General features: G+C 68.0%; 16 protein-coding genes and 2 pseudogenes. 11 read left to right on the top strand and 7 right to left on the bottom strand.

The genetic code is table 11. The features are described 5' to 3' along the window. Positions 1–82: 82 nt before the first annotated feature. The gene (locus ACIHFE_RS19180; protein ID WP_400108057.1) at positions 83–1,258 is read left to right on the top strand and encodes an IS110 family transposase; all 1,176 of its coding nucleotides are present in this window, start codon (positions 83–85) and stop codon (positions 1,256–1,258) included. Here the strand turns inward: ACIHFE_RS19180 and ACIHFE_RS19175 are convergent. Both ACIHFE_RS19175 and ACIHFE_RS19170 read right to left on the bottom strand, forming a co-directional pair. Beyond that, a complete protein-coding gene (locus ACIHFE_RS19175; protein WP_400107997.1) occupies positions 1,250–1,573 on the bottom strand; it encodes a hypothetical protein in 324 nt (107 codons plus the stop codon). The two genes, ACIHFE_RS19180 and ACIHFE_RS19175, sit on opposite strands and share 9 nt — an antisense overlap. 44 nt (positions 1,574–1,617) lie before the next feature. Next, positions 1,618–1,953 (bottom strand): annotated as a pseudogene (locus ACIHFE_RS19170) (LysR substrate-binding domain-containing protein); the annotation flags it as partial. Between ACIHFE_RS19170 and ACIHFE_RS19165 the strand changes: the two are divergent. The 5 genes and pseudogenes from ACIHFE_RS19165 to ACIHFE_RS19145 all read left to right on the top strand — a co-directional run. Continuing rightward, positions 1,953–2,495: pseudogene (locus ACIHFE_RS19165) on the top strand (SPFH domain-containing protein); the annotation flags it as partial. The pseudogenes ACIHFE_RS19170 and ACIHFE_RS19165 sit on opposite strands and share 1 nt — an antisense overlap. Beyond that, positions 2,492–2,731 carry a hypothetical protein gene (locus ACIHFE_RS19160; protein WP_400107995.1) on the top strand — a complete coding sequence of 80 codons (240 nt, stop codon included), beginning with the start codon at positions 2,492–2,494 and terminating at the stop codon, positions 2,729–2,731. The pseudogene ACIHFE_RS19165 and the gene ACIHFE_RS19160, both read left to right, overlap by 4 nt. 86 nt (positions 2,732–2,817) lie before the next feature. Beyond that, positions 2,818–3,342: a PadR family transcriptional regulator gene (locus tag ACIHFE_RS19155; RefSeq protein WP_400107994.1), complete on the top strand. Its 525-nt coding sequence runs from the start codon at positions 2,818–2,820 to the stop codon at positions 3,340–3,342. Next, the gene (locus ACIHFE_RS19150) at positions 3,339–4,025 is read left to right on the top strand and encodes an ABC transporter ATP-binding protein (RefSeq protein ID WP_400107992.1); all 687 of its coding nucleotides are present in this window, start codon (positions 3,339–3,341) and stop codon (positions 4,023–4,025) included. The genes ACIHFE_RS19155 and ACIHFE_RS19150 overlap by 4 nt, the downstream gene beginning before the upstream one ends. After that, positions 4,022–6,370: an FtsX-like permease family protein gene (locus ACIHFE_RS19145; protein WP_400107990.1), complete on the top strand. Its 2,349-nt coding sequence runs from the start codon at positions 4,022–4,024 to the stop codon at positions 6,368–6,370. The genes ACIHFE_RS19150 and ACIHFE_RS19145 overlap by 4 nt, the downstream gene beginning before the upstream one ends. Before the next feature lie 81 nt (positions 6,371–6,451). Here ACIHFE_RS19145 and ACIHFE_RS19140 read toward each other — a convergent pair whose 3' ends face one another. Next, entirely contained in the window at positions 6,452–7,423 is a 972-nt protein-coding gene (locus tag ACIHFE_RS19140; protein ID WP_400107988.1) for a LysR substrate-binding domain-containing protein, read from the bottom strand. Between the two features lie 130 nt (positions 7,424–7,553). Between ACIHFE_RS19140 and ACIHFE_RS19135 the strand changes: the two genes are divergently transcribed. Together ACIHFE_RS19135 and ACIHFE_RS19130 are read left to right on the top strand one after the other, a co-directional pair. Then, positions 7,554–8,105: a peroxiredoxin gene (locus tag ACIHFE_RS19135; protein WP_400107986.1), complete on the top strand. Its 552-nt coding sequence runs from the start codon at positions 7,554–7,556 to the stop codon at positions 8,103–8,105. 6 nt (positions 8,106–8,111) lie between these two features. Beyond that, positions 8,112–8,645, top strand: coding sequence for an alkyl hydroperoxide reductase (locus ACIHFE_RS19130; protein ID WP_400107984.1), 534 nt, complete (start codon positions 8,112–8,114; stop codon positions 8,643–8,645). 126 nt (positions 8,646–8,771) lie between these two features. Here ACIHFE_RS19130 and ACIHFE_RS19125 read toward each other — a convergent pair whose 3' ends face one another. Further along, positions 8,772–10,124 (bottom strand): AI-2E family transporter, encoded by a 1,353-nt coding sequence (locus ACIHFE_RS19125; protein ID WP_400107982.1) that lies wholly within the window; start codon positions 10,122–10,124, stop codon positions 8,772–8,774. A 310-nt stretch (positions 10,125–10,434) separates the two neighbouring features. Between ACIHFE_RS19125 and ACIHFE_RS19120 the strand changes: the two genes are divergently transcribed. From ACIHFE_RS19120 to ACIHFE_RS19110, 3 genes are all read left to right on the top strand, one after another. Next, positions 10,435–12,777 (top strand): glycoside hydrolase domain-containing protein, encoded by a 2,343-nt coding sequence (locus ACIHFE_RS19120; RefSeq protein WP_400107980.1) that lies wholly within the window; start codon positions 10,435–10,437, stop codon positions 12,775–12,777. 10 nt (positions 12,778–12,787) lie between these two features. Next, positions 12,788–13,243: a hypothetical protein gene (locus tag ACIHFE_RS19115; RefSeq protein ID WP_400107978.1), complete on the top strand. Its 456-nt coding sequence runs from the start codon at positions 12,788–12,790 to the stop codon at positions 13,241–13,243. A 209-nt stretch (positions 13,244–13,452) separates the two neighbouring features. Then, the gene (locus ACIHFE_RS19110; protein ID WP_400107976.1) at positions 13,453–13,956 is read left to right on the top strand and encodes a hypothetical protein; all 504 of its coding nucleotides are present in this window, start codon (positions 13,453–13,455) and stop codon (positions 13,954–13,956) included. 96 nt (positions 13,957–14,052) lie between these two features. On the opposite strand, the gene ACIHFE_RS19105 is transcribed toward ACIHFE_RS19110, so the two are convergent. The 3 genes from ACIHFE_RS19105 to ACIHFE_RS19095 all read right to left on the bottom strand — a co-directional run bounded on the left by ACIHFE_RS19105 (position 14,053) and on the right by ACIHFE_RS19095 (position 17,643). Then, entirely contained in the window at positions 14,053–14,787 is a 735-nt protein-coding gene (locus ACIHFE_RS19105; RefSeq protein WP_400107974.1) for a transglycosylase SLT domain-containing protein, read from the bottom strand. A gap of 359 nt (positions 14,788–15,146) precedes the next feature. Next, on the bottom strand, positions 15,147–16,469 hold the full coding sequence (locus tag ACIHFE_RS19100) for a PhoH family protein (RefSeq protein WP_400107972.1): 1,323 nt from the start codon (positions 16,467–16,469) through the stop codon (positions 15,147–15,149). A gap of 412 nt (positions 16,470–16,881) precedes the next feature. Beyond that, complete coding sequence (locus ACIHFE_RS19095) at positions 16,882–17,643, bottom strand: isoprenyl transferase (protein WP_400107970.1); 762 nt, start codon at positions 17,641–17,643, stop codon at positions 16,882–16,884. Positions 17,644–17,706 lie beyond the last annotated feature (63 nt).

The raw sequence follows: 17,706 nt of genomic DNA, 5'->3' as shown, positions 1-17,706 counted from the left end.
TCGCGAGGGAGTCCAGATCTGGCGTCACAACCGATCTTTGGGCTCCCTCGCTTCATCTCATGCGCGCCAGCAAGCCCTTGGCATCAGTCATCTAGACGTCGGCAAGGGCGAACACCACGCCACCGCCGTCACCCCGGCCGGAAAGAAAGCGTTCGACAAGCGCCTACCCAACACCGAACCCAAGCTCCGCGAACTGTTCGCGAAACTCCAGGCCAAGCACGGGACGGTGCTGGTCGTGGTCGACCAGCCGGCCTCGATCGGAGCTCTGCCGCTGGCGGTCGCAAGAGACATGGGCTGCCCGGTCGCCTATCTACCCGGGCTGACGATGCGGCGGATCGCCGACCTCTACCCGGGCGAGGCAAAGACGGACGCGAAGGACGCGTTCATCATCGCGGACGCCGCCCGCGCGATGCCGCACACGCTGCGGGCGATCGACGGCGAGGACGAGACGATCGCCGAGTTGGAGATGATCGTCGGCTTCGACGACGACCTGGCCGGCGAGGCCACCCGCGTCGCCAACCGGCTGCACGGCCTGCTGACACAGATCCATCCGTCCCTGGAACGGGTCCTGGGACCGCGGTTGCAGCACCCGGCCATCCTGGCCTTGCTGGAGCGGTTCGGCTCACCGGCACAGATACACAAGGCGGGCCGTCGGCGGCTGGTCACGCTGCTACGGCCGAAGGCACCGAGGATGGCCGAGCGGCTCGTCGAGGACATCTTCGCCGCCCTGGACGAGCAGACCGTCACCGTCCCGGGGACCGAAGCGGCCGCGTTGATGGTCCCGAGTCTGGCCGGATCGCTCGCCACCGTCCTCGATCAGCGCAAACTGCTGGCCGGGCGGATCGAGGAACTCCTGGAGGACCACCCTCTTTCCAAGGTCCTGACGTCCATGCCGGGAGTCGGCGTCAGGACCGGAGCCCGCATCCTGATCGAGGTCGGCGACGGCAGCACATTCCCGACCGCCGGCCACCTCGCCGCCTATGCCGGCCTCGCCCCGGCGACCCGGAGCTCGGGCTCATCGATCCGCGGCGAACAGCCCTCCAGGAGAGGAAACAAGCAGCTCAAACGAGCCTTCTTCCTCTCCGCGTTCGCAGCCCTGGGCGACCCGGCCTCCCGGGCCTACTACGACAGAAAGATCGCGCAAGGCAAGCACCACACCCAGGCCCTGCTCTGCCTTGCCAGACGCAGGGCCGATGTCCTCTTCGCCATGCTTCGAGACGGAACCTTCTACGAACCCCAACCCGCCAGGTCAGGCTGAATCGCCGAGAGCCCGCCGCGCTTCGACCCACAGCCGTTCGAATTCCTCCGCAGAGATCTCGGCTGCCTGCGGCTGGTCCTGCCAGCCGTCCATGGGACCTTCGGCGAGAACGCCGTACTGCCGTTCGTAGCGGAACATCGCCGCAAGATCGGCATGATCACGCAAGTGCAGCACCTCTTCCAAGGAGGCCGCCGTCACCGGTCGCGAGTCCTGCCCCCGGACCTCAACCTGTCGCGCTGCCCAGCCCTCGTCATCGGCCTCGAAATACAGCCACAGATCTTCGTCCTCGTAGTAGGTCCGGAACCACGTCGTCATGCCGCCATCCTGACCCACGACCTTGACCAAAGAGATAGGGGCACCCCCCCGCGCATCGCCAGGGCGATCCGGCGCGAGGGCGCGGGGTCGGCGAAGCACCCGGTGGCCAGCCGGTCGCTGCGGCCGGCCTCCACCCGGACCGCAGTGCGCGGCAGCAGGGTCACCCCCATACCCCCGCCCACCAGCTGCACCAGGGTGGACAGTCCGGCCGCGCTGGTGGTCACCGGGGTACCCGGCGCCCGTCCGGCCTCCCGGCAGATGTCCAGCGCCTGGTCGCGCAGGCAGTGCCCCTCGTCCAGCAGCAGCAGATCCAGCCCGCGCAGCGCGCTGCGCGGAATGTCGTCCCGTCCGGCCAGCCAGTGGTCGCAGGGCGTCACCAGAGGTCAACGACGCCTACGGCAACCCCATCGAGCTAGCCGCCGTGGTGGTCTGGCAGGTGGCGGACACCGCGCAGGCCCTGTTCGAGGTGGACGACTACCAGGAGTTCGTCGGCATCCAGACCGAGACGGCCCTGCGGCACATCGCCATCGAGTACCCCTATGACGGGCACGAGGAAAACGCCCTCTCGCTGCGCGGCAACGCCGAGGAAATCACCGAGAAGCTGGCCGCCGAACTGGCCGTACGGGTCCGGGCCGCCGGAGTGCGGATCGTCGAGTGCCGCTTCACACACCTCGCCTACGCACCCGAGATCGCCTCGGCCATGCTCCAGCGGCAGCAGGCGGGCGCCGTGGTGGCCGCCCGGCGGCTGATCGTCGATGGCGCGGTGGGCATGGTCGAGCAGGCCCTGGCCCGGATCAGCGAGCAGGGCATCGTGGAACTGGACGAGGAGCGCAAGGCGGCCATGATCAGCAACCTGTTGGTGGTGCTGTGCGGCGACCGGGCCGCCCAGCCCGTCCTCAACACCGGCACTCTGTACCAGTGACCGACGAGCCCTCCGGAGGAGACCGGCCGCGGCAGCGCAAACAGGTGCTGCTGCGGCTGGACCCACTGGTGCACGACGCCCTGGCCCGCTGGGCGGGCGAGGAACTGCGCAGCACCAACGCCCAGATCGAGTTCCTGCTGCGCAGAGCGCTGGCCGAGGCCGGGCGGCTGCCACGGGGCGTGGGCGCCATGCGTCGCCCGGGCCGCCCGCCCGGGGGCGAGCAGGGCTCTCCATAAGGGGCGCGGGGAGCCGCGCGACCAGCCACCGACACAGCCCGATCAGCTATACACCATGCGTATACACGCCATGTATAGTCGCTCGCATGTCAATCGGACACACGCTGCTCGGCCTCCTGGAGTCCGGCCCCTGCCATGGCTACGACCTCAAGCGGGCCTTTGACGAGCGCTTCGGCCACGACCGGCCGCTTCACTACGGCCAGGTCTACTCGACCATGTCCCGGCTGCTGAAGAACGGCCTGGTGGAGGTGGACGGCATCGAGCAGGGCGGCGGCCCGGACCGCAAGCGCTACGCCATCACCGAGGCCGGCGTCACCGATGTCGGGCACTGGCTCGCCCAGCCCGAGAAGCCCGAGCCCTACCTCCAGTCGACCCTCTACACCAAGGTCGTCCTGGCCCTGATGACCGGCCGTGACGCAGGCGCCCTGCTGGACGTCCAGCGCTCCGAGCACCTGCGGCTGATGCGCGAGCTCACCCGGCGCAAGCGCACCGGCGACCTGGCCGACCAGCTGATCTGCGACCACGCCCTGTTCCACCTGGAGGCCGACCTGCGCTGGCTGGAGCTGACCGCCGCCAGACTGGGCGCCCTGGCCAAGGAGGTGACGCGGTGATACCCGTCGGCTCCCTGCTGACCGCCACCGGCCTGCGCAAGTCCTACGGCCCCACCCCCGCCCTGGACGGCGCCGACTTCTCCATCCACCCCGGCGAGGTCGTCGCGGTGATGGGCCCCTCCGGCTCCGGCAAGTCCACCCTGCTGCAGTGCCTGGCCGGCATCGTCCAACCCGACTCCGGCACGGTCACCTACGACGGCCGGACGCTGTCCTCGATGCCGGACTCCCAACGCAGCGCCCTGCGCCGCGGCGAGTTCGGCTTTGTCTTCCAGTTCGGCCAGCTGGTGCCGGAGCTGACCTGCGCGGAGAACGCCGCGCTGCCGCTGCGGCTGGCCGGGCTCAAGCGCAAGGCGGCCGAGGCACGGGCGCTGGAGTGGCTGGAGCGGCTGGAGGTGGCGGAGGTACGCGGCAAGCGGCCCGGCGAGGTCTCCGGCGGCCAGGGCCAGCGGGTGGCCGTGGCCCGTGCCCTGGTCACCACCCCGCGAGTGATCTTCGCGGACGAGCCCACCGGAGCCCTGGACTCCCTCAACGGGGAGCGGGTGATGCAACTGCTCACCGACGCCGCCCGGGACACCGACGCCGCCGTGGTCCTGGTCACCCATGAGGCCCGGGTCGCCGCCTACTCCGATCGCGAGGTCGTGGTGCGCGACGGCAGGGCCCGCGACATGGCCGGTGTGCTGTGAGTGCCCCGAAGACCCACCCCACCGGACCCACCGGCCCCGCCGCCTGGCTGCGCGATATGACCCTGGGCGCCCGCTTCGCGGTCACCGGCGGTCGCGAAGGCTGGCTGCGCACCGCGCTCACCGCACTGGGCGTCGGCCTGGGCGTGGCCCTGCTGATGATCGCCGCCTCGGTGCCGCACATGATGAACACCCGTGACCAGCGCGGGATGGCCCGCACCGTGGGCACGTTCTGGGGACCGGTGGACGCGATGGCGACCGTCCCCCGCGGCAGCGACACCCTGCTCTACGCCCGCACCGACACCGACTTCCACGACAAGCCCGTCCGTGGCGCCCTGCTGCGCCCCGACGGGTCCCAGGCGCCCGTCCCGCCCGGGCTGCGCGCCCTGCCCGGCCCGGGCGAGATGGTGGTCTCCCCCGCCCTGGACCGGCTGCTGAAGTCCGATCAGGGCAAGCTGCTGCGCGAGCGGCTCGACTACCGCACCGTGGGCACCGTCGGAAAGTCCGGCCTCATCGGCCCCAGCGAACTGCTCTATTACGCGGGCAGCGACCGGATCACCCTCGAGACCGGGGCCAAGCGCATCGACCACTTCGGCCACCAATCAACGGACCCGCCGATGAGCCCGGTGCTCATTGTGCTGCTGGTCATGGTGTGTGTGGTGCTGCTGCTGCCGGTCGGCGTCTTTATCGCCACCGCGGTCCGCTTCGGCGGCGAACGCCGCGACCGCCGACTGGCCGCGCTCCGGCTGACCGGTGCCGACAGCCGGATGATCCGCCGCATCGCGGCCGGTGAGGCGCTGTGCGGGGCGGTGCTGGGCCTGACCGTCGGCGCCGTGCTCTTCCTGCTGCTGCGCCGGTTCGCGGAGGACTTCACCATCCGGGACGCCAGCGTCTTCCCGTCCGACATCATTCCCGCCCCCTGGCTGACCGCGCTGATCGGGTGCGCCGTTCCCGCCTGCGCCATCGTGGTCACCCAGCTCGCGCTGCGCGGCATCACCGTGGAGCCGCTGGGCGTGGTGCGCGAGACCGTGGCCGGACCGCGCCGGCTGTGGTGGCGGCTGCTGCTGCCCGCCGCCGGAATCGGCCTGCTGGCCCCGCTGTTCGGCAAGGCGTCCGACAATCCGGGCGGCAGCCGGCTCAACACCTACCAGATCGCCGGCGGCGCGGTGCTGCTGCTGATGGGCATCACCGCCATCCTGCCCTGGGCGGTGGAGGCCCTTGTCGCCCGCTTCCGCGGCGGCCCACTTCCCCTGCAACTCGCCGCCCGCAGGCTTCAGTTGAGCAGCGGACCGGCTGCCCGCGCGGTCAGCGGCATCACCGTGGCCGTGGCCGGGGCGATCGCCGTACAGATGCTCTTCGCCGGAGTCCGGGGCGACTTCGAGAAACAGTCCGAAGTACCGGCCGGCCACTCGCAGTTGACCGCCTCGCGGATCGGCGCAACCACCGCGACGCTGCGCGGCTACCTCGACCAGCTGCGCCGCACCCCGGATGTGCGGAACGCCACCGGCTTCCTGGAGCTGACCCTGGACAAGGTCGAGGCGGACTCGGAGACCATCAACACCGTGGTGGGCGACTGCACGGTCCTACGCACCCTGGCCCGGCTGAGCTCCTGCCGGGACGGTGATGTCTTCCTCGCCAGGACCCCCGACCCGCACGACACTCCGTACGCCGCCCCGCCCGGCACCGAGCTGGCGGCCAAGGGCCTGCCGAGCTGGACCGTCCCCGCTTCGGCCCGCACCGTCCACACCCTGCCGGACGCCTCCGGGCTGCACCACGGCGGCATCCTGGCCACCCCCTCCGCGCTGGACGTCTCCCGCGTCCCGACGGCCCGTCTCGACCTGACGGTCAAGGTCGTCCCACACAGCCCCGACGCCATCGAACGCGCCCGCAACACCATTGCCCGCGTCGACCCGACGACCAGCACCTTCCGGCTGGGCGAGGTAAAGAAGGACGCCGACTACGCGGCCATCGAACGCGGCCTGCTCATCGGCTCGGTGGGCACCCTGACCCTGATCGGCACCAGCATGCTGCTCAGCACCCTTGAGCAACTGCGCGAACGCAGACGGCTGTTGTCGGTGCTGGTCGCCTTCGGCACCCGCCGCACCACCCTCGCCTGGTCGGTGCTGTGGCAGAGCGCCATACCGGTGGCGCTGGGCATGTCGGTCGCCGTCCTCGGCGGCACCGCCCTGGGCTGGGTGATGCTCCAGCTGGTCAGCGGCAAGGTGTACGACTGGTGGGCCTTCCTGCCGATGATCGGCGCGGGTGCGGGCGCCATCACCCTGGTCACCCTGCTCAGTCTGCCGCCGCTGTGGCGCCTGATGCGAGCGGACGGTCTGCGGACGGAGTGAGCGCCCTGTCAGGGGCGCGAGGAACTGCGCGAGCAACCACGGACGGCCCGCGCCCGAAACGCAAAGGAACACAAGGCGAACTCAACGCACAATCCGCACCGGCAGCTTCCCCATCGCCCCGCGCAGCGCCTCCGCGAACTCCTCGAACTCGCCCTGCCGGGCCGCCCCCGAGCGCATCGCCAGGGCGATCCGGCGCGAGGGCGCGGGGTCGGCGAAGCACCCGGTGGCCAGCCGGTCGCTGCGGCCGGCCTCCACCCGGACCGCGGTGCGCGGCAGCAGGGTCACCCCCATGCCCCCGCCCACCAGCTGCACCAGGGTGGACAGTCCGGCCGCACTGGTGGTCACCGGGGTACCCGGCGCCCGTCCGGCCTCCCGGCAGATGTCCAGGGCCTGGTCGCGCAGGCAGTGCCCCTCGTCCAGCAGCAGCAGATCCAGCTCGCGCAGCGCGCTGCGCGGAATGTCGTCCCGTCCGGCCAGCCAGTGGTCGCAGGGCGTCACCAGCACAAAGTCCTCGTCGAACAGCGGGAGTTCGATGACGCCGGGGGCACCGAGGGGAACGGCGAGCAGCAGCAGGTCCAGCCGGCCCTGGGTGAGGCCGTCCAGCAGCGAGGAGGTCTGCTCCTCGTGCACCTGGAGGTCCAGGGCGGGATAGCGGTCATGGACCAGGCGCAGCACGGTGGGCAGCAGATAGGGCGCCACGGTGGGGATCACTCCCAGCCGCAGCACTCCGGTGAAGGGCGCGCGGGCCGCCTCGGCCTCCTCCAGGAAGTCCCCCATGGCCTCCAGCACCGTGCGGGCCCGGGCGGCCAGCCGCTCGCCCGCCGGGCTGAGCAGCACCTTTCTCGTCGTACGCTCGAAAAGCTGAACGTCGAGGGCCTCCTCCAGCGCGGCAACCGCGCCGGAGAGCGCGGGCTGGCTCATGGAGATCGAGGCGGCCGCGTCCCGGAAGTGCAGATGCTCCGCCACCGCGACAAAGGCCCTCAGCTGGGCCAGGCTGGGCTGGCGGGTACGGCCGGACCCCTGCTGCGGGCCGGGGCCTATGGGAGACACCATCGATAACCAACTCCAATCAACTTCACTCAGCATAGCTATTTCCGCTATCAATGCCTCCTGTGGCACTGTGGGAGCCGTCCAACCCCCCAGGAAGTCCCGAAGTGGGACAACCTCGTCGCAAGGAGAGCGCGTGCTCACTGTCGGTGACAAGTTCCCCGAGTTCGACCTGACCGCCTGCGTCTCGCTGGAGTCCGGCAAGGAGTTCCAGCAGATCGACCACAAGTCCTACGAGGGCAAGTGGCGCGTGGTGTTCTTCTGGCCCAAGGACTTCACCTTTGTCTGCCCGACCGAGATCGCCGCGTTCGGCAAGCTGAACGACGAGTTCGCCGACCGTGACGCGCAGATCCTCGGTGTCTCCGGCGACTCCGAGTTCGTCCACCACGCCTGGCGCAAGGACCACGCCGACCTGCGTGACCTGCCCTTCCCGATGCTGGCCGACGCCAAGCACGAGCTGATGCAGGCCTGTGGCGTCGAGGGTGAGGACGGCTACGCCCAGCGCGCCGTCTTCGTCGTGGACCCCAACAACGAGATCCAGTTCGTCATGGTGACCGCCGGCTCCGTCGGCCGTAACCCCAAGGAGGTCCTGCGGGTCCTCGACGCCCTGCAGACCGACGAGCTGTGCCCCTGCAACTGGAGCAAGGGCGAGGACACCCTCGACGCCGCCGCCCTGCTCGCGGGCTGATCCACCATGGCCCTCGATGAGCTGAAGTCCGCCGTACCGGACTACGCCAAGGACCTGAAGCTGAACCTCGGTTCGGTGATCGGCAACTCCGAGCTGCCCCAGCAGCAGCTCTGGGGCACCGTGCTGGCCTGCGCGATCGCGTCCCGTTCGCCGATCGTGCTGCGCGAGCTGGAGCCCGAGGCGAAGGCGAACCTCTCCCCGGAGGCGTACACCGCCGCCAAGGCCGCCGCGGCCATCATGGCGATGAACAACGTCTACTACCGCACCCGGCACCTGCTGTCGGACCCGGAGTACGGCAACCTGCGCGCCGGTCTGCGGATGAATGTCATCGGCAACCCGGGCGTGGAGAAGGTCGACTTCGAGCTGTGGTCGCTGGCCGTCTCCGCGATCAACGGCTGCGGCATGTGCCTGGACTCGCATGAGCAGGTGCTGCGCAAGGCTGGTGTGAGCCGGGAGACCATCCAGGAGGCGTTCAAGATCGCCTCTGTGCTGCAGGCCGTCGGCGCCACGCTGGACGCCGAGGCCGCGCTGGGCGCGTAGCGCCACCGCGCTGGATCAGAAAGGGGCCCGCTGACCGGAATTCCGGTCGGCGGGCCCCTTTCCCATTCCCGCGGCCGCCGACATCGGGCGGCCACGGGCGAGCTCAGCCCCTCCTGGCAACGACGCTCAGGCGGAACCTTCCTTCGCGTAGGACCGCAAATACCCGACCACCGAATTGGTCACCGCCACCAGCGGCACCGCGACCACCGCCCCGCCGATCCCGGCGACCATTCCGCCGGCCGCGACCGACAGCACCACCGCCAGCGGGTGTACCCGCACCGCCCGCCCCAGGATGAAGGGCTGGAGCACATGGCCCTCGATCTGCTGCACCGCCAGCACCACGATCAGCACCATGGTCGCGGTGAACACCCCGTGCGAGACCAGGGCCACCACCACGGCCAGCGCCCCGGACGCCACCGCCCCGACCAGCGGGATAAAGGCGAACAGGAAGATGAACACGGCCAGCGGCACCGCCATCGGCACCTTGAGGAAGTACAGCCCCACGCCGATGCAGACCGCGTCGATCATGGCCACTATCACCGTGCCGCGCACATAGGCGGTCAGCGTGGCCCAGGCCCGCGGGCCGGCCCCCGCCACTCCCTCCCGGGCGGCACTGGGCACCAGCTTCAGCACCCAACCCCAGATCCTGGGCCCGTCATAGAGCAGGAAGAGCGTGGAGAACATCGCCAGCAGAACGCCGGTGAGCACCTCGAAGATGACCTGGACACCCTCTATACCGGCCGAGGTCAGCTCCCTGGTGTTGGAGCCGATGGCATTGCTGAGGTTGTCGGCGATGTGGTTGATCTGGTCCTGGGTGACATGGAACGGGCTGGTGCGCAGCCATTCCTTGAGGTTGGCCAGGCCGTTCTGGATCTGCTGGGAGAGGTCGTCGGCGTTCTCCATCACCTGCCAGACCACAAACCAGCCCACCAGCCCCATCACCACAAAGCCGGAGATAAAGGTCAGCGCGGTGGCCAGCCCGCGGGGCACGCCCCTGGCCCTGAGCCGGGCGACGGTGGGCTGAAGCAGCGCGGTGATCAGCAGGCCGGCCACAAAGGACATCACGACCAGCCGTACCGCACTGATCACCTGCATCAGCACCCAGAGCGTGCCGGCCAGTACCAGCAGCCGCCAGCCCGCCTCGGCGGCCACCCGCACACCCCAGGGGACAACGGACACCGGGTCCGGCCGGGACGCCGCAGACGATCCGGCCGCGGCGGGCTCCGCCACGGCGGGCGCGGCCGCCACCGGCTCGGCCACGGCCGAGCCGACCGCCGCAGTGGCACCGGCATGGATACCGGCACCGGCTTCGGCGCCCGTCGACTCGGGCACCCGGACCTGACCGGGGACACCAGGGGTCCTGGAGGCCCCAGAGGTCCCTTCCGCGACCTCGGCCCTGGCCTTGCGCTCCTCCAGCCGTTGGGCAAGCCGCGTGAGACCCGACCCCACCCCGCCCAGCCACTGTGGCAATCTGGACATTTCTCCCTCTAACCCCCCACGACTCCTCAGGCTGTTCGAGACGACGTTACCTGGGCCGGGCGGATGAGGCGGAGGTCTATCGACGGCAGCGGGGCCACCGCCCCCGCCGGCACGGTTTCCCGCCACCCATTTCCGGGGATTTCAAAGTCCCCACGGTTAAACCCCAGGCCAAATCCAATCAAAAGCCACATATTAACAGAATAAACGGATTGCAAAGTTCCATTTGTGCTTTACCTGTGCCCATTCTGGGAAACATTGCGAGAATCCCGTGTAAAGTGCGGCACGAACCGCACAGGAAAGAATGGGTCGCATGGCAGACGCCAAGGTTTTGGAAGCGCAAAAATGGGTCAACTCCACCTACGGCAACGTAGCGGGGTACGTAAACGCCCCGGAGGACGGGAAAACCGGATGGGCGACCATGTATTCGCTCACCCGGGCCCTTCAGCATGAGCTTGGCATAAGCACTCTCTCGAACAGCTTCGGGCCTGGCACCATCAAGGCGCTGGCGACCCACGGCGATATAGACACAAATGAATCCAACAAAAACATCGTAAAGATCATTCAGTCCGCCTGCTACTGCAAGGGATACGACCCGGGCGGCATCACCGGCACTTTCAGCATGTACACCCAGGGTGCCGTATCGAAGCTGGCCAACGACGCGGGCCTCGATGACCAGCTGAAAGTCACGCCCAAGGTGTTCAAGGCTCTGCTGACCATGGATGCCTATGTGAAGGTGGCCGGCGGCAGGGACGCAGTCCGGAATGTGCAGCAGTGGCTGAACGGCAAATACCTCAAGCGTTCCGACTACTTCATCATTCCGTGTGACGGATTCTTCTCGCGAGACGTCCAGAAAGCGCTTATATTTGCGATCCAGTATGAGCTGGGCATGGCCGACGGGCAGGCAAACGGGATTTTCGGCCCCGGTACGCAGTCCGGCCTCAAGCAGCACACGCTGGAACAGGGGGTCTCCGGCGCGTTTGTGCAGATATTCCGCGCCGCCATGATCTTCAACAACGCGACCGACGTCTTCAACGACACTTTCGACGATCAGCTGCTCAGGCGCGTCAAGGATTTCCAGGGCTTCTGTGAGCTTCCGGTCACCGGAAAGGGTGACTACCAGACCTGGACCCAGCTTCTTGTCTCCACCGGCGACCCGGAACGTCCGGGTACCGCGGCGGACTGCGTAAAGCCGGTCACCGAGGCCCGCGCCCAGGCCCTGAAAGCCGCCGGCTACACCGTGGTCGGCCGATACCTGGACGAAAGACCTTCAAAGAACCCGCTCAACAAGCAAATCCAGCCCGGCGAGCTGGACATTATCTTCAAAAACGGTCTGCGCGTCTTCCCCATCTCCCAGTACTATGGCGGGGAGGTTTCCTACTTCACTTATCCGCAGGGTTTCACCGATGCTCTCGGAGCCCATGCCGCTGCTGTGAAGTACGGCTTCGACCAGGGCACCGTCATCTACTTCGCCGTTGACTACGATGCCACGGACGCGGACATCGAAAGCAACATCATCCCGTATTTCAACGGAATCGTCGGCGGCCTGGCCTCCAAAGGCAAGCGTTACATTCACGGCGTCTATGGATCCCGGAACGTCTGCGCCAAGGTCACAAAGTTCGCGAACGCCCGATACTCCTTTGTCTCCGGCATGTCCACCGGCTTCTCCGGAAACATGGGCTTCCCCCTGCCTGACAACTGGTCGTTCAACCAGATAGCAGAGATCTCGGTGGGCAGCGGAGATGGTTTCCTGCCGATGGACAAGGACGTACACCGTTCATTCCAGGACTCCGGTGTCGCTTCCGTGAACAACCCCGGATCCCCGACGGACGGGTTTGTCCGGGCGGTTGAGGTTTTGTACGGCCTGTCGCAGAAGTACGCGAAGGAGGGATACAGCGACAGCGTTCATGTACTGGAATGCCTGCGCCACCCCAAGTACACGGACACCCGGTGGACCGCGCTCATCGGCGAGCCGGACTTCGGATTCATCAACTACGCCAACAAATCCAGTCTGACCATCCCGATCCAGTTCAAGGACCCCAATACCGGGGTCGACATGTCGGTCGATCACTTCGGCGCAAGCGCCAATGGCGTTGTCCTGCACGGTCAGGCGTCGGGCAACAGTGTGAACATGGCCGACTTCGCCGGCTGGGGCGGTGACCTGATCACCTTCTACGGCGAATGGCGCCGGGACAGCGACAGGTGGTCCTCTGGATACACCTACTGCAAGGACCGGCTGGCCAAGATCGGGGTCGATTCGACCTTCCCTCTCGACGATCTGCTGGAAGATGTCGATGCCTACAATGTCGGCATGGCCGTACGGGGCGGCACCAACGTCGTGGATGCCATTCGCTCCACCTACTCCGGCGGTGGGCACCTTTCACGGTTCAAACGGTTCTACGAGGGCCGGTTCGGCGGCTCCGTCGGCAAGACCGCCGATCTCGCGCGCGAAATGCTGACCGGCGGCGGCGCTGTTATCTCGGCTGCCCGTACGGCCTTGATATACGAGACCGCCGGAACCAGTGTCATGCTTCCTTCCATGCTTCCCGGCGACAAGCTCGACGAGTTCTGCAAGGGGTTTGCCGACGTCATCCAGGTTCATGTCGGGCAGGAGAACGCACGCCTGATGCGGCTTCGCGCGCGGGCCAAGGCATAAGGCAATCCGCATGTTCGCGTGGATCCTGATTACCACTCTGGCCCTGGCTGCTGTCGTGTATCCCGTCAAGCGGATACACGCCCTGGCAACAGGGCGCGTGGCTCCTGGTGATCGGCCAAGGGCGTTTGCCGGGCTGAGTGGCTTCTTTCTTCTGGCCACCGCCGCGGTATACCTCTGGGGACTGCTCTTCGCCTGTCCTGTCCTCCTGGACATGAGCCGAAAGTGCTCGGATGCCACACGGACATCCGCCGAGGTTGTCGAACACCGCCCTGATGATCTGCGCAGAGTCGAACGGCGCTATCTGCCGCTCAAAAGCCGGTGTGTATGGAGTGATGGCACCACGACGGACACTGTGCCGGGCTACATCAACGCTGCACTCCTTCCTCTGGCGACCGGCTCTCTTGCCTCCGCATTTCTCTGCGGCCAGGCGCTCCTGAAACAACGAACTCGTGAAGGAATCTCTTGAGTATGAGTGTGCAACCGTCCGCCGTCCGAGTTTCCCGCAGACATTTTCTCGGCGCCGGTCTCGGCATTGCCGGTGCGGCGGTCCTGACAGCCGGCCTGGGGACTCCGGCACTGGCTCAAACCGCGAACACCACGGGTGAATGGACCGGAAAAACCAGCGCGAACGGCTGGCCCATTGTCGGCGGCGGGCGGTCTTCCGGCGTCGAGACGGTGAAGATCGAGGGCAGCAACGTTCCCGTCACGCTCCGCTCCGGAGATGTCGCTGCTGTGCTGCTCTATGTGGCCCGTCGTTTTCACTATGAGATCGGCGCCCTTGAGAAGGGTGGGGTCACCGGCCACACCACCCATCGGAAGGTGGCCGCACCCTACGAGTCGAACTACCTGTCGGGCACGGCCATCGCCATACGCCCGGATATGTACCCGGTGGCGGCGAAGGGCGGTCTGTTCCCCCGGGAGGAAGCCATCATCCGGGACATCCTCGCCCAGTGCGACGGTGTGGTGCGGTGGGGCGGTGACGACAAGAAGCTGGTGAAGGAGAGTCACTTCCAGATCGATGTCCGCCCCGGTGACCCCCGGCTCCATGCGCTGGCGGCCAAGCTCACCCGCTGGTCCAGTGAACCGGGCCGAGGAGCCGGCTCCGGGGATGACCCCTTCGCCCCTCGGCGGGTGGCGGCGGCCCGGGCATTGCAGCAGCGGCAGAAGGCGTCCGCTTAAACGAGTTGAACGAGCGGCGGGAAATACAACGACGCCCCCGGCCGACAGCGGCCGGGGGCGTCGCGAGATCAGGCGAGCACGGTCAGACAGGCGTGCTCAGTACCACTGGTTGGCCTGCCAGAACGACCAGGCGCCACAGGGGCTGCCATAGCGGTCGTTCATATAGCTCAGGCCCCACTTGATCTGGGTGGCCGGGTTGGTGCGCCAGTCGTCGCCGGCCGAGGCCATCTTGTAACCGGGCAGCGCCTGGACCAGACCGTAGGCGCCGGAGGAGGCGTTGGTGGCCGTGTAGTCCCAGCTGCTCTCGTTGTTCACGATGTTGCTGAAGCACTGGAACTGGTCGCCGGGGACGATCTGCCGGGCCATCGCCTGGACGTCCGCGGTCGAGTAGGAGCCCTTGACCGGGAAGTCGAGGCTGGAGCGGCTGGCGGAACGGCTGGCAGCGGTCTCGCTGTCGTCGTGCTCCTTGGCGGCCTTCTCCTCCGCCTCCTTCTTCTTGGCGGCGTCCGCGGCTTCCTTCTTCGCGGTGGCGTCCTTGGCGGCCTGCTTGCGCGCGGCTTCCTCGGCGTCCTTCTTGGCCGTGGACTGAGCCGACTCAGCCTGGGTGTCCGCCTGCTGCGTGAGGGAGGCGGCCTGCACCTGGGCGCCATGGCCCGCGGGGATGTCCGCGAGGATCGTCGCGTCGGCCGCAGAGGCCTCGACCTTGTTGGTCGTACCCTGCTCACTACCCGAGGCGACACCTGCGACGGCGCCAACGGCGGTGACCGCAGTGGCAGATGCCACGGCGAATCCCCGGACCGAGATCCGGCTCACACGGTTTCCTTCCAGCATCGCCCGCATCGGTGACCTCGCGAGCGCAATCGTGCCCCTGGCGCTGGTCTCCGCTGGCCGGACCCGCACTGCGGAACCGGCCGGTCACTGGCGACACTGGCCCGTACCCGGGCGGCATACGGCGACGCTGTTCAGTTGGTGGTGGCACATGCCCCCTGGGGGGCAACCGCCGTATGCGGGGCCTGACAGGAACCAGACTCTGCCCGAACGACACGCCAGGAAGCAATTCTCCGTTGCGTGGGAAAGGTCACATCCCGTTTACCCGACAGGATTTGCGGAAAGACCGGCACAACACAACGGCGCGCGGCTAGGCTTCCTCGCTTTGCCGCGCACCGTCCCCAACTGCCCCGCCGGCGGCCCTAGATGCGGCCGTCCTCCAGCATCTCCGTCACCAGCGCCGCGATGGGCGACCGCTCGGAGCGGGTGAGGGTGACATGGGAGAAGAGCGGATGACCCTTCAACTTCTCCACCACCGCCACCACTCCGTCATAGCGCCCCACCCGGAGGTTGTCGCGCTGGGCCACGTCATGGGTGAGCACCACCCGGGAGTTGGCGCCGATCCGCGACAAAACGGTCAGCAGCACATTGCGTTCCAGCGACTGTGCCTCATCGACGATGACAAAGGCGTCGTGCAGCGAACGGCCGCGGATGTGGGTCAGCGGCAGCACCTCCAGCATCCCGCGCCCCACCACCTCCTCGATCACCTCGGCGGTGGTCACCGCCGAGAGGGTGTCGAAGACCGCCTGGGCCCAGGGGCTCATCTTCTCCGCCTCGCTGCCCGGCAGATACCCCAACTCCTGCCCGCCCACGGCATACAACGGACGGAACACCATCACCTTGCGGTGCTGGCGCCGCTCCAGCACCGCCTCCAGCCCGGCGCACAGCGCCAGGGCCGACTTGCCGGTGCCGGCCCGCCCGCCCAGCGAGACGATGCCCACCTCCTGGTCCAGCAGCAGATCCAGCGCCACCCGCTGCTCGGCACTGCGGCCATGGATGCCGAACGCCTCCCGGTCACCGCGCACCAGCCGCACCGAGCCGTCCGCCGTCACCCGCCCCAGCGCCTTGCCCCGCTCGGATTGCAGCACCAGCCCGGTGTGCACGGGCAGTTCATCCGCCTCCGGCAGGCACACCCGCTCCTCGGCGAAGAGCCGATCCACCTGCTCGGCGGTGACGGTCAGCTCCGCCATGCCTGTCCAGCCCGAGTCGGTGATGGCCCACTCGGCGCGGTACTCCTCGGCCAGCAGACCCACCGAGGACGCCTTGATGCGCAGCGGCAGGTCCTTGGAGACCACGGTGACGTCATAGCCCTCGGCCTGGAGGTTGCGGGCGACCGCCAGGATGCGCGAGTCATTGTCCCCGGCGCGGAAGCCCGCCGGGAGTATGGCGGGATCGGAGTGGTTGAGCTCGACCCTGAGGCTGCCGCCCAGCTCACCGATCGGGATCGGGGCGTCGAGCCGGCCGTACTGCACCCGGTACTCGTCCAGCGAACGCAACGCCTTGCGGGCGAAATACCCCAGTTCGGGGTGGTGTCGCTTGGCCTCCAACTCCGTGACCACCACCACCGGGAGCACCACCTCGTGCTCTTCGAAGCGGGCGATGGCCCCCGGGTCCGCCAGCAGCACGCTGGTGTCGAGGACATACGTGCGCCGGTCGTTCTCACGGCGCTTCTTGCTGGTCACCATAGGGTGCACGAACCCCCTCGGGGAGAGGTGTGGACGCGACGTCGTCGCGGGGAACGGGCCGGGACCACGCCCCTTGGAGGGCCGTCCGACGACCCCTCACGTCGTCCGTGCGAGCCGCGGCGTCTCTGGTCCGCTCCGCTACCGCACGGTCGTCGTCCGTGTGCAAAGGGCCTCCCGGGCGAACGGCCCCATGCCGTCCGCTTGCAGAGCGACGGTCATGGGATCGACCGCCGGCCTGCAGGGGATATTCCCGCCCAGCCGCTTGACCATGCAACGGCATATGCGACGCGCAGGTGAACGACCGGTCCGCCGACGGCGCCGACCGGCGCACGACCCGGGCAAATGCCCTGCGCACTCACGCCCGTTGAGGCGTTTACGCACCGTTGCCGGTATGTGCCTTCCCGGTAACCGTTCAGTAGCCGTAACGGCGGTGCCGCGCCGCATAATCACGCAGCGCGCGCAGGAAGTCGACCTTCCGGAAGGCCGGCCAGAAGACCTCACAGAAGTAGTACTCGGAATGCGCGCTCTGCCACAGCATGAATCCCGACAACCGCTGTTCGCCGCTGGTGCGAATGATCAGATCCGGGTCCGGCTGGCCGCGCGTGTAAAGGTGCTTGGTGATGTGGTCGACATCCACCATCTCGGCGAGTTCCTCGAAGGAGGTGCCGTTATCGGCCGCTTCCAGGACCAGCGACCGCACCGCGTCCGCGATTTCCTGCCGCCCGCCGTAGCCGACGGCGACATTGACCAGTATCCCGCCGACGCCCAGGGTGTCCTGCTCGGCCTCCTTGAGCACCGCCTGTGTCTCCGGCGGCAGCAGGTCCAGCGTGCCCACATGGTGCACCCGCCAGCGGCCGTCGGCGGCCAGCCCGCGCACCGTGTTCTCGATGATGGCCAGCAGCGGCTTCAGTTCCGCCGGCGGCCGGTCCAGGTTGTCGGTGGAGAGCATCCACAGGGTGACGACCTCGACATCGGTCTCATCGCACCAGCCCAGCAGCTCATGAATCTTGTCGGCGCCGGCCTGGTGCCCCTGCTCGGTGGTCCGCCCGTCGGCCCGCGCCCAGCGGCGGTTGCCGTCGAGGATGACACCGATGTGCTTGGGCACCTGGGCGTGGTCGAGGCGGCCTTCCACCCGGCGTGCGTAAAGCCTGTACACCAGGTCGCGCAACTTCACGTCTTTCCAGCCCCTCCATGCCAGTGCCAGTTCGGTCGCCCCATGAGGGCGCCACATTACTGC

This window comes from Streptomyces sp. NPDC052396 (assembly GCF_044593195.1).
In the GTDB taxonomy this organism is placed as follows: Bacteria; Actinomycetota; Actinomycetes; order Streptomycetales; family Streptomycetaceae; genus Streptomyces.
This window is presented reverse-complemented; position numbering and strand designations above follow the sequence as displayed.

Excerpts from the sequence above, each read along its gene's own strand:
- ACIHFE_RS19175 (WP_400107997.1), bottom strand. The coding sequence starts at position 1,573 with ATGACGACGTGGTTCCGGACCTACTACGAGGACGAAGATCTGTGGCTG.
- ACIHFE_RS19155 (WP_400107994.1), top strand. The coding sequence starts at position 2,818 with ATGTCAATCGGACACACGCTGCTCGGCCTCCTGGAGTCCGGCCCCTGC.
- ACIHFE_RS19140 (WP_400107988.1), bottom strand. The coding sequence starts at position 7,423 with ATGGTGTCTCCCATAGGCCCCGGCCCGCAGCAGGGGTCCGGCCGTACC.
- ACIHFE_RS19130 (WP_400107984.1), top strand. The coding sequence starts at position 8,112 with ATGGCCCTCGATGAGCTGAAGTCCGCCGTACCGGACTACGCCAAGGAC.
- ACIHFE_RS19125 (WP_400107982.1), bottom strand. The coding sequence starts at position 10,124 with ATGTCCAGATTGCCACAGTGGCTGGGCGGGGTGGGGTCGGGTCTCACG.
- ACIHFE_RS19120 (WP_400107980.1), top strand. The coding sequence starts at position 10,435 with ATGGCAGACGCCAAGGTTTTGGAAGCGCAAAAATGGGTCAACTCCACC.
- ACIHFE_RS19115 (WP_400107978.1), top strand. The coding sequence starts at position 12,788 with ATGTTCGCGTGGATCCTGATTACCACTCTGGCCCTGGCTGCTGTCGTG.
- ACIHFE_RS19105 (WP_400107974.1), bottom strand. The coding sequence starts at position 14,787 with ATGCTGGAAGGAAACCGTGTGAGCCGGATCTCGGTCCGGGGATTCGCC.
- ACIHFE_RS19100 (WP_400107972.1), bottom strand. The coding sequence starts at position 16,469 with ATGGTGACCAGCAAGAAGCGCCGTGAGAACGACCGGCGCACGTATGTC.